Below are 10873 nucleotides of genomic sequence, written 5' to 3'. Positions count from 1 at the left end.
GCTCGCTGCCCGTCGTGTTCTTGCCGCGCAATCCGCCGGCGAGGATTTCGATGCTGCACGCCCCGGCAGTGTCGCGGGCCGGGCCCAAAAAAAAACCCCACCCCCGCCCCCAAAAAAAACGGCCCCGGGGGTTTGCCGGGGCCCCCCTTTCGTGACCGACCGTATCCCCACACGGCCCGTCCCCCGTATTCTGATGATCCCGAGACTTCTTGACAGACTCGGTAACAAAATCAACCGCAGATTACATCACCACAACTGTCGTGCCAACATCGACCCGCTCATAGAGATCGACGACGTCCTCGTTGCGCATGCGAATGCAGCCCGACGACACCGCGCCGCCGATCGTCCATGGCTGGTTGGTGCCGTGGATGCGGTAGAGCGTCGAGCCGAGATAAAGCGCGCGCGCGCCGAGCGGGTTCTCGACGCCGCCGGCGACATAGGTCGGCAGATAACGGCCATTGGCGGCTTCACGCGAGATCATCTGCGCCGGCGGTCGCCATTCGGGCCAGACCTTCTTCTGCGAGATCTTGTGCTTGCCGGCCCATTCGAAGCCCGGCTTGCCGGTGCCGACGCCATAGCGCCGCGCCTTGCCGTTGTTCTCGACCAGATAGAGGAAATTCTCCCGCGTATCGATAACGATCGTGCCCGGCTTCTCCGGGCCGTCATAGGCGACTTCCTGCGGCAGATAGATCGGGTTGATCTGCGGGCGCGCGATAATGCGCTTCTTTGACGGCGCCTGCACGGCCGCCGTGTGCAGCTGAGCCGGTTGCGCCTGCCGCTGAGAACGGCGCTGCGGCTTTGGCATCTCTTGCCGGTTCTGGCGGACGATGCCCGGCGCGCGGCCAAGCTGCAGCACCCAGGGCGCCGAAAGGTCGGGGCTCACCATCACCGGCGGCCTGTCGGCATAGCGGTCGTTGGCGCTGGAGGATGTAGCGGCAGTGGCCAGCACGGCTGCGGCGCCGAGCAGCGGGAACAAAAATGTCTTCATCGGAACGCACCCTGATCGTCGAACATGCCGGGGCGCACAAGCGTCCCCGATGTCGCGAACATTGGGCGCGGAGCAGCAACCGAAACATGAATCGAAATGCGTAAAATGCTGCATTGTCAGTAAAGCTTTCGGTGTGGTTACCGGCCGGTTCAGGAATCTGGTAAAGCCGCGGTAAAGGCAGCGCTGAGGCGCATTAACCAATGGAATTGTGCCATGGATGAGAAGACAGGCCTGCTCGCTGGACCCGATGGTATCGCGCGCTGCTTCTGGCACGGCAATCTGCCGGACTATTTGCACTACCACGATCACGAATGGGGCCGGCCGGTCGACGACGACCGCAGGCTGTTCGAAAAGATCTGCCTCGAAGGCTTTCAGTCGGGCCTGTCCTGGCTGACCATATTGCGCAAGCGCGAGAATTTTCGCGAGGCGTTCGCCGGCTTCGATATTGACAGGATCGCCGCCTTCACCGAACAGGATGTCGAGCGCCTGCTCGGCAATGCCGGCATCATTCGCCACCGCGGCAAGATCGTCTCGACCATCAACAACGCCAGGCGCGCGCGTGAATTGGCCGACGAGGCCGGCTCGCTGGCGGCCTGGTTTTGGAAATTCGAACCCGGCCCGGACGAACGGCCCGAAATCGTCGATCTCGCCCATCTGCGCGCCAACCCGACCACGGTAGTCTCGGTGCGGATTTCGAAGGAGCTGAAGAAGCGCGGCTGGAGCTTTGTCGGCCCGACCACCGTCTACGCCTTCATGCAGGCCATGGGGCTGGTCAACGACCATCTCGAAGGCTGTGTCTGCCGCGAGCAGGTCGAGGCGGAGCGCAAGGCGTTCAAAAGGCCGACGTAGCGTCGTTCTTGCCTTCTCCCACAAGGGGAGAAGGCAAGGGGCGCTCAACAACTCAAGCGCCGGCGCCCGCCAGAAAGAGCCCGGCAACGATAGCCGCTATCGTGGCAAACGCCGGATAGATCACGAGCAGGCTGGTCAGCAGCGCATCGCGCATGGTCGGTCCCGTACGCTTGTCTGCGGCAACCTCGAACGGTCCCGCCATTTGGGCTGCAGGTCCCGGTGCATGATGATCGGCCGGCCTCAGCTGGGCGGGCAGCTCGCGGGTGCGGCTGTTGATGATGTCGAATTTCCGCGCCAAGGTCATGGCCCGAACCCCTTGTTTCGGCGCGCTTTATCGGCTGCGATTGTGTCGGCACGATGCCGCGCTTATGGCGGAATTGTTTCAGCTTCTCGCCTTCTCCCGCACGGGGAGAAGGCAGGGAGCAAACCCTTGCCGCGCCAAGCCCCATCGGTTAGGACACGCCCACTCGAAACAAGTCAGCTTTACCTAGCGAAAAGACCCATGCCATGGCCGACAAATCGGAAAAGATGAAAGCGCGGCTGCCGCGCGGGCTTGTCGACCGCGGCGCCGAGGATATCCGTGCCGTCGAGAAGATGATGGCGACGATCCGCTCGGTCTATGAGCTGTACGGCTTTGAGCCGGTCGACCAGCCGCTGATCGAATACACCGATGCGCTGGGCAAATTCCTGCCCGATCAGGATCGGCCGAACGAGGGTGTGTTCTCCTTCCAGGACGACGACGACCAGTGGCTGTCGCTGCGCTACGATTTGACCGCGCCGATGGCCCGTTTTGTCGCTGAAAACTTTGAGCGCCTGCCGAAACCCTATCGCAGCTACCGCTCCGGCTGGGTGTTCCGCAACGAAAAGCCCGGCCCTGGCCGCTTCCGCCAGTTCATGCAGTTCGACGCCGACACGGTCGGCACGCCAGGTGTCGCGGCCGACGCCGAAATGGCGATGATGATGGCCGATGTGATGGAAGCGCTCGGCATCAATCGCGGCGACTACGTCATTAGGGTCAACAATCGCAAGGTGCTCGACGGCGTGCTGGAAGCGATCGGCCTTGGCGGCGATGAGAACGCTGGGCGCCGGCTGTCCGTGCTGCGGGCAATCGATAAGCTGGACAAGCTTGGTATCGAGGGTGTTCGTCTGCTGTTGGGCGCAGGGCGCAAGGACGAGAGCGGAGATTTCACCAAGGGCGCAGGGCTGGACAATGTTCAAGCTGAAGCAGTTCTTTACGCTACAGCGAAGATTGAGCGAGGTGATTTAGGGCACCCGGATTCCGCAGTGAGAGCCAGCCAGTTCTTCAACGAAGGCGTTGCCGAACTGTCAACCATTGAAGACTTGGTAAGGGCAGCTGGATATGGCGAAGACCGCATAGTTATGGATCGTTCCGTCGTGCGCGGCCTCGAATATTACACCGGTCCGGTCTACGAGGCCGAGCTCCTGGCGGAAATCCCCAATGAGGACGGCCTGATCGTGCGCTTCGGTTCGATCGGCGGCGGTGGCCGTTATGACGGGCTGGTGTCGCGCTTTCGTGGCGAGCCGGTGCCGGCGACCGGTTTTTCCATCGGCGTCTCCAGGCTGATGACGGCGCTGAAGAACCTCGGCAAGCTCGATACATCAGACGTGATCGCGCCGGTCGTCGTGCTCACCATGGACAAGGACACGGACAGTCTCGGCCGCTACCAGAAAATGGTGGCCGAGCTGCGCGCCGCCGGCATCCGCTCGGAAATGTATCTCGGCGGCGCCGGCATGAAGGCGCAGCTCAAATATGCCGACCGCCGCGGCAGCCCGGTCGCCATCATCCAGGGCGGCGACGAGCGGGCGAAAGGCGAGGTGCAGATCAAGGACTTGATCGAGGGCGCCCGGATGTCGGCGGAGATTGTGGACAACGCCGAATGGCGCTCCGCGCGCCCGGCGCAGGTGACGGTGGCGGAAAGCGATCTGGTTGGCGAGGTAAGGAAGATACTTGCGGCGCAGGCGGAGGAGCGGGCGCGTGGCAAGTAGAGCGCCGCTCCCTTCTCCCCTTGTGGGAGAAGGTGGCCGAGCGAAGCTCGGTCGGATGAGGGGTGTTCCAGGGAGCGCCGTCGCCTCATTTCTTCCAGCACCCCTCATCCGTCTCGGCGCTGCGCGCCAATCCACCTTCTCCCACAAGGGGAGAAGGCAAGGTGGTGCTGCATGACCTCCCGCTACCCCGCCATCGCATCAGACATCACAAAACTCTTAGCTGCGCGCAACACGCATGCGGTCGAGGTGGCGGTGCTGCAGCCGGCCGACCCGTTCCTCGACATGGCCGGCGAGGATTTGCGCCGGCGTATTTTCCTCACCGAAAGCGAGACCGGACAGACGCTTTGCCTGCGGCCGGAGTTCACCATCCCGGTCTGCCTCGACCACATTGCCAGCCAAGCCGGAACGCCGCGCCGCTATTCCTATCTCGGCGAGGTGTTTCGCCAGCGCCGCGAGGGCGGAAACGAGTTTTTCCAGGCCGGTATCGAGGATCTCGGCGACGGCGACATCGCACGGGCCGATGCCCGATCGCTGGCCGATGCGCATGCGCTGCTTTCGCTGGTGCTGCCGGGCCAGGAACCAACGATCACGCTCGGCGACCAGACTGTTTTCGAGGCGGTGCTCGCCGCACTCGGCCTGCCGCGCGGCTGGCGCATGCGGCTGGCCCGCGCCTTCGGTTCGGCGGCGATGCTGGAGGCAGCGCTGGCCGACCTCGCCAATCCGCCGCGCAACGGCCAGCTCGCCGGCGCGGTCGCAGCCCTTGTCCTCGACGGCAATCTGGAAGCGCTTTCCTCGCACATCGCCGGCGGCATGGAACAGGCGGGTCTGTCGGCGTCGGCCGGACGGTCGCCGACCGAGATTGCGCGGCGCTTGATCGAAAAGGCCGAGCTGCGCAGCGTCAGGCTGTCGAACGAGGCATTTTCGGCGCTTAAGGATTTTCTGGCGATCGATGTGACGCTCGACGGCGCGGCAAAAGCGCTCGAAACCTTCGCAGCCGGCGCCGGCGTTTCGCTGGGCGCGGCGCTGGAGAATTTTTCAGCGCGCGCCAAGGCGATCGAAGCGCTTGGCCTGTCCACGGCAAAAATCCGCTACGACGCCGCCTTTGGCCGTCCGCTCGATTACTACACGGGCTTGGTCTTCGAGATCGCGGCGGAAACCGGTGACCGGCCGCTGGCCGGCGGCGGCCGTTACGACCGCTTGCTGACGTTGCTCGGCGCGAAAACGCCGATCCCCGGCGTCGGCTTTTCCGTCTGGCTCGATCGCATCGAAGCGTTGCGGGAGAACGCGCAATGATCACCCTGGCGATTCCATCGAAGGGCCGGCTCAAGCAGCAGGCGCTGGAGGTGCTGGCCGGGGCCGGGCTTGCCGTCAGCCTGCCCGGCGACGAGCGCAAATACCGCGCCCGCATCGAAGGCGTGGAAGCGGTCGAGGTGGCGTTCCTGTCGGCGTCAGAAATCGCAGGCGAAATCGGCCAGGGCTCGGTCGACCTCGGCATCACCGGCGAGGATCTGTTGCGCGAAAGCCTCGCCGACTGGGAGGCGCGCGCGGAGATCGTCGCCCGCCTCGGTTTCGGCAATGCCGATGTCGTGGTGGCGGTGCCCGAGATCTGGCTCGACGTCGATACGATGGCCGACCTCGACGATGTCGCCGCCGATTTCCGCCAGCGCCACGGCAGGCGGCTCAGGATAGCCACAAAATACTGGCGGCTGACGCAGCAGTTTTTTTCGCAAAAGCACGGCATCCAGGTCTATCGCATTGTCGAGAGCCTCGGCGCCACCGAAGGCGCGCCGGCGGCGGGATTGGCCGATGTCGTCGTCGACATCACCACGTCAGGCTCGACGCTGCGCGCCAACCATCTGAAGGTTTTGGCGGACGGCGTCATCCTGCGCTCGCAGGCCTGCCTCGTCGCATCGCGGAAGCCGCGTGCGGCGGCCGACGAGGCTGTCATGCGCGACATCGCGGCGAAGATGGGTGCCTTCCCTCCCCCTTGAGGGGAGGGTGGACAGCCGCCGAAGGCGGATGGACGGGTGGGGTCGTTGCGGCAGTGCTCGACGCGAGACACCCGCCTCGCTTCGCGAGGCACCCTGCCCTCAAGGGGGAGGGGATTGCGCTCCAAAACCATCAACGGGATTTCCACCACCCCGGCAGGCTGATAGACTCGGGTCGCCTGCGGAGGAGACGGCAATGCCGATCAATCTCGACGAGTTGAAGAATGCCACCAGCCTGCGCGGTCGCCGCCCGGGCAATGGGGCCACGTTTGTCGCGCCGGTCGACGGCAGGGCGCATGTATCGGGCGAGCGCATCGTGCCGCTGCTGCAGCAAACGATCCCGGCGCTGCTTTCGGACACCGTCAGCAAATACGGCACGCTCGATGCCGCCGTCTTCGTCGACCAGGACAAGCGCTTCACCTGGAGCGAACTTTCAGACACGGTGGACGCGCTGGCCGCAGGCTTCCTGGCTCTCGGCCTGGCAAAAGGCGACCGCGTCGGCATCTGGTCGCCGAACCGCTGGGAGTGGCTGGTGACGCAATTCGCCACCGCCCGCATCGGCCTGATCCTGGTCAACATCAACCCGGCTTATCGGCTGGCCGAACTCGACTATGCGCTGAACAAGGTCGCTTGCCGAGCGCTGGTCACGGCCGTCAAATTCAAGAGCTCCGACTATCTCGGCATGATCGAGACGCTGGCGCCGGAGATCGCGACGGCGACACCGGGCGAGCTCGAGGCGAAAAAATTGCCGGCGCTAAAAATCGTCATCCGCATGGGCGAGGAGCATTCGCCCGGCATGCTCAATTTCACCGACGTGCTGGCGATGGGCGGGCGCGACGAGCATGATAGCCTCGACCGGATCTCCGAGGGGCTGAAGCCCGGCGATGCCATCAACATCCAGTTCACCTCAGGCACGACAGGCGCGCCCAAGGGCGCGACGCTGACCCACAACAACATCGTCAACAACGGCAATTTCGTCACCTCGGCGATCAGGCTCACCGTCGACGACCGGCTGTGCATCCCGGTGCCGCTCTATCACTGCTTCGGCATGTCTATGGGCACGATCGGCTGCGTCACCAAGGGCGCGACGATGGTTTTCCCGGGCGAGGGGTTTGATGCCGGCGCCACGCTGAGAGCGGTGGCGGGCGAGCGCTGCACCGGCCTCTATGGCGTGCCGACCATGTTCGTCGGCCTGCTCGACCATCCGGATTTCGACACCTTCGATCTCACCAGCCTGCGCACCGGCATCATGGCCGGCTCGCCGTGCCCGATCGAGGTGATGAAGAAGGTGGTGTCGCTGATGCACATGGCGGAGGTGACAATCGCCTATGGCATGACCGAGACCAGCCCGGTGTCGTTCCAGAGCAGCGTCGACGACCCGCTGGAAAAGCGCGTCTCGACCGTCGGCCGCGTCCACCCCCATGTCGAGGTCAAGGCGATCGATGCCGATGGCGCGACCATTGCGGTCGGCGCGCCGGGCGAACTCTGCACGCGCGGCTATTCGGTGATGAAGGGCTATTGGGACGACGAGGAAAAAACCCGCGAGGCGATCGATCCCGACGGCTGGATGCACACCGGCGACCTCGCCACCATCGACGCCGAGGGTTATTGCAACATCGTCGGCCGGGTCAAGGATATGGTCATCCGCGGCGGCGAGAACGTCTATCCGCGCGAGGTCGAGGAATTTCTCTACCGCCACCCCAAGGTCAGGGAAGTGCAGGTGTTCGGGATCCCCGATCCGAAATTTGGCGAGGAGCTTTGTGCCTGGATCGTGCTCAAGCCGGGCCAGACCGCCACCGACCAGGAGATCAAGGCCTTCTGCGCCGGCCAGATCGCCCATTACAAGATCCCGCGCCACATCCGCTTCCGCACCGAATTGCCGATGACCGTGACCGGCAAACCGCAGAAGTTTCTCATGCGCGAGGCGATGGTTGACGAACTCGGCCTGGTGACGCCGAAGACGGCTTGAAGCGGGGTGTGAGCACTCTTTCCGCTTCAATCCGACTGTGCCAGCTCGGTGCTGGCAATGCTAAACCGCCGGTCCTTCGAGCCCGCCTCTCTCGTGCGACTTCCACAGGTACCAGCCGAGGACGGTACCGAAGAAGAATGTGTGGGCAATGAACTGCACGACCGGGCTTGCTTGCAGGAACCAGGGGAATGCGATCGGCGCGATCACATAGAAATTGACGAGCCACAAGGAGAGGCCATAGACGCTCCCGAGACCGATGAAGGCTGCTCGCCCTCGCAGCATTGCGGCAATCTCCCCGAACACGATCCCATAGGCGATGGCCAGGATCAAATGTACGACCACGCCGGCGATGCTGGCCGTCAAGAGCGGGTAGCCGGGATCGAGGGCTTCCGGTCCAAGCGCGATGGCGCCGATCATGCGCAGGGGCATGAAGAACGCTTCCGCCCCCATCATGAACGCACTCGCCGCCATTTCGAACGCCGCAAAGACGATGCCTGCGACAATGCCCGCGACGGCCCCCTGCTGGAGTCCCCATCGGATGTCGCGTGGCGTCACCGGCGTATGGATATAATCACGGTAAGCCATAACACTGCTCCCTGTTCTGGACGCAGATTCCTCCATAAAATCAATGCTGGGAACGCGTCTGCGGTTCCGGGCGTCCGGTACAATTCACGAGGATTTGATTGAATTGATGTTTCTCAGGCCGAGCTGACGGTTCGGCTCTTTGCCCGCATCGACGCTGCAGCCATGCAGCTTTCCACGACCGCCCCAAGCCGGCTGTTACCTCGCGCGAGACCTCAACTGGCTCCATAGATCGTAGCCCGCAAGGAGGACGCCGATGCCGACCGCAACGCCCAGATCGGGATGTGGGACGAAACGGACTACGACGCCGAAAAACGCCAGAAAAGCTACAAACGCCAGGACGGCCAGGAAGCGGCTCAAATTCATCTGTTGTCCTCCATTCGCCCGTCCTTAGCCCCCGTAGATCATGTTGGGCAGCCCGTACACGATCTGCGGGAAGACGTAGATGATGACCATGCACAGGATAACGATCAGCATATAGGGCATCATTCCGCGGAAAATATCCGAAAGCTGAACATGCGGCGGCGAAATGCCCTTGAGGTAGTAGGCCGACATCGCCATGGGCGGCGACAAAAAGGCCGTCTGAAGGTTGACTGCGACGAGCACGCCGAAAAACAGCGGATCGATCTCGAAATGCGCCAATAGCGGCAGGAAGATCGGAACGAAGATCACGATAATCTCCGTCCATTCCAGCGGCCAGCCCAGGATGAAGATGATGATCTGGGCGACGATCAGAAACATCAGCGGCGACATATCGAGGCCGGTGACGAAATCGCTGATCAGTTGCTGGCCTCCCAGATAGGCAAAGACTGAGGCGAAGGTCGCGGAGCCGACGAACAGCCAGCACACCATCGCGGTCGTGCGCGCCGTCAAATAGACGGACTCCTTCAGGCGTTGCCACGTCAGCGCCCGGTAGGCGGCGGCCAGCACGACGCCGCCGAGCGCGCCGATGGCGGCAGCCTCCGAGGGCGTGGCGAGGCCGAAGAGGATGGCGCCGAGCACCGCGAGGATCAGGGCCGCCAGAGGGACGAAAGAAGTCAGCAGCATCCAGCTGATTTGCAGGACCGAATAGTGCCCTACCTCGTCTCGGGTCGGCTTCGGCGCCAGCTGCGGCTGCAGCACCGCCATCGTCACCACATAAATCAGATAAAGGCCGGCAAGCAGCAGTCCTGGAAGCAGGGCTGCCGCATACATACGAACTACCGACACACCCGCCGTCGCGCCATAGACGATGAGCAGAATCGACGGCGGAATGAGGATGCCGAGGGTTCCGCCCGCGCAGATCACTCCCGAGGCATAGCTGACGTCGTAACGCGCCTTCAGCATGGCGGGAAACGCCAGCAGGCCCATCAGTGTCACGACCGCGCCGACAATGCCTGTGGCCGTAGCGAAAAGGGTGCAGGTGATGAGGGCGGCGACCGCCATGGAGCCAGGAACGTGCCGGGTGGCGATATAGAGGGTGCCGAACAGGCGCTCGATGATGTTGGCCCGCTCGACGATGTAGCCCATGAACAGGAACAGCGGGATGGCGGTCAGCACGTCGTTCGAGATCACTGAATAGGTCTGATTCACGAACAGATCGAAAATGCGGTTGTTGAAGAAGCCGCCGACCCAATGCTCCGCAAGCGTCCAGCCGTCGGCACCATCCTCAACCGCCCGTTCGTAGGCGCGCCACATCCGTCCCGGATTTAAATAAGCGTAGTAGCCAAAGGCGACCCCGAGCGCCATCAAAGTGAACGCAACCGGGAAGCCAAGGAAGATCGCCAGAAGCAGAATGAGCAGCATCGCGACGGCGACCTGAGGATCGCTCATCTGTCTTCTCCGTCGCGGTCGGGTTTATTGTCGGGGTGGAGGAACGGGAGGTCGACTGCTTCCGAACCGTGATGCAGAACATCGAGCGTCTTGGCTTCCATCAGCACCTTCTCGGTTTCTTCCACGTCTTCAGCCGCGCGCGGCCATGTTCCGGTTCGCAGACAGACGACGCAGCGGAATACCTGGGCAATCCCCTGCACGAAGAGCAGGATGCCTGCCGCCACGATGACGGCCTTGAACTGGAAGATCGGAATCCCGGCCGGACTGTTCGAGCTTACCTCGAGATAGCGGAAGCTGCGCGCGGCATACTTCCAGCCGGCCAGAATCAGCGCCGTGACGCCTGGGAAGAAGAAGATGATGTAGAGGACAAGTTCGACCGCCGCTTGCACGCGCGGCCTCCACAGACGGTAGATGAAATCGCCCCGCACATGCCCGTCTCGTGACAAGGTGTAGGCGCCGGCCATCATGAACATGGTGCCGTAGAGCATGTAGCTGAGGTCGAATGCCCACGCGGTTGGCGCGCTGAACAGGTATCGCACGACAACTTCATAGCTCACGCCGAGCGTCATGACGACGACGCTCCAGGCGAACACCTTTCCAAACCATGCCGAAAGTTCATCGGCGAATGCAATGTAGCGGAGCATGTCTCGGGTTCCGTCAGGTGCAATCCGGCGGCCC

Annotated in this window: 10 protein-coding genes; 5 read left to right on the top strand and 5 right to left on the bottom strand. The window is 63.1% G+C overall.

Going from position 1 to position 10873, the window contains the following annotated elements:
* Positions 1 to 241: 241 nt before the first annotated feature.
* The gene (locus AC0L2R_RS32535; protein ID WP_473513818.1) at positions 242 to 988 is read right to left on the bottom strand and encodes a L,D-transpeptidase; all 747 of its coding nucleotides are present in this window, start codon (positions 986 to 988) and stop codon (positions 242 to 244) included.
* Positions 989 to 1201: 213 nt separating this feature from the next.
* Between AC0L2R_RS32535 and AC0L2R_RS32530 the strand changes: the two genes are divergently transcribed.
* Positions 1202 to 1837, top strand: a complete 636-nt coding sequence (locus tag AC0L2R_RS32530) for a DNA-3-methyladenine glycosylase I (RefSeq protein ID WP_473513816.1) — start codon at positions 1202 to 1204, stop codon at positions 1835 to 1837.
* 52 nt (positions 1838 to 1889) lie between these two features.
* On the opposite strand, the gene AC0L2R_RS32525 is transcribed toward AC0L2R_RS32530, so the two are convergent.
* Positions 1890 to 2141, bottom strand: a complete 252-nt coding sequence (locus AC0L2R_RS32525) for a hypothetical protein (RefSeq protein ID WP_473513815.1) — start codon at positions 2139 to 2141, stop codon at positions 1890 to 1892.
* Positions 2142 to 2344: 203 nt separating this feature from the next.
* Between AC0L2R_RS32525 and hisS the strand changes: the two genes are divergently transcribed.
* The 4 genes from hisS (at position 2345) to AC0L2R_RS32505 (ending at position 7801) form a co-directional block, all read left to right on the top strand.
* On the top strand, positions 2345 to 3844 hold the full coding sequence (gene hisS, locus AC0L2R_RS32520) for a histidine--tRNA ligase (protein WP_473513813.1): 1500 nt from the start codon (positions 2345 to 2347) through the stop codon (positions 3842 to 3844).
* 171 nt (positions 3845 to 4015) lie between these two features.
* Entirely contained in the window at positions 4016 to 5137 is a 1122-nt protein-coding gene (locus tag AC0L2R_RS32515) for an ATP phosphoribosyltransferase regulatory subunit (protein WP_473513811.1), read from the top strand.
* Entirely contained in the window at positions 5134 to 5835 is a 702-nt protein-coding gene (gene hisG, locus AC0L2R_RS32510) for an ATP phosphoribosyltransferase (RefSeq protein WP_473513809.1), read from the top strand. The genes AC0L2R_RS32515 and hisG overlap by 4 nt, the downstream gene beginning before the upstream one ends.
* 193 nt (positions 5836 to 6028) lie before the next feature.
* Positions 6029 to 7801, top strand: a complete 1773-nt coding sequence (locus tag AC0L2R_RS32505; protein WP_473513807.1) for an AMP-binding protein — start codon at positions 6029 to 6031, stop codon at positions 7799 to 7801.
* 60 nt (positions 7802 to 7861) lie between these two features.
* Here AC0L2R_RS32505 and AC0L2R_RS32500 read toward each other — a convergent pair whose 3' ends face one another.
* The 3 genes from AC0L2R_RS32500 to AC0L2R_RS32490 all read right to left on the bottom strand — a co-directional run bounded on the left by AC0L2R_RS32500 (position 7862) and on the right by AC0L2R_RS32490 (position 10839).
* Positions 7862 to 8386 (bottom strand): hypothetical protein, encoded by a 525-nt coding sequence (locus AC0L2R_RS32500; protein WP_473513805.1) that lies wholly within the window; start codon positions 8384 to 8386, stop codon positions 7862 to 7864.
* Positions 8387 to 8773: 387 nt separating this feature from the next.
* Positions 8774 to 10195: a TRAP transporter large permease gene (locus AC0L2R_RS32495; RefSeq protein WP_473513803.1), complete on the bottom strand. Its 1422-nt coding sequence runs from the start codon at positions 10193 to 10195 to the stop codon at positions 8774 to 8776.
* Complete coding sequence (locus tag AC0L2R_RS32490) at positions 10192 to 10839, bottom strand: TRAP transporter small permease subunit (protein WP_027152428.1); 648 nt, start codon at positions 10837 to 10839, stop codon at positions 10192 to 10194. The genes AC0L2R_RS32495 and AC0L2R_RS32490 overlap by 4 nt, the downstream gene beginning before the upstream one ends.
* Between the last annotated feature and the right edge of the window lie 34 nt (positions 10840 to 10873).

The organism is Mesorhizobium sp. WSM4820 (genome assembly GCF_055811075.1).
The sequence above is the reverse complement of the archived record's forward strand: the minus strand, read 5'-3'. Positions and strand labels throughout refer to the sequence as shown.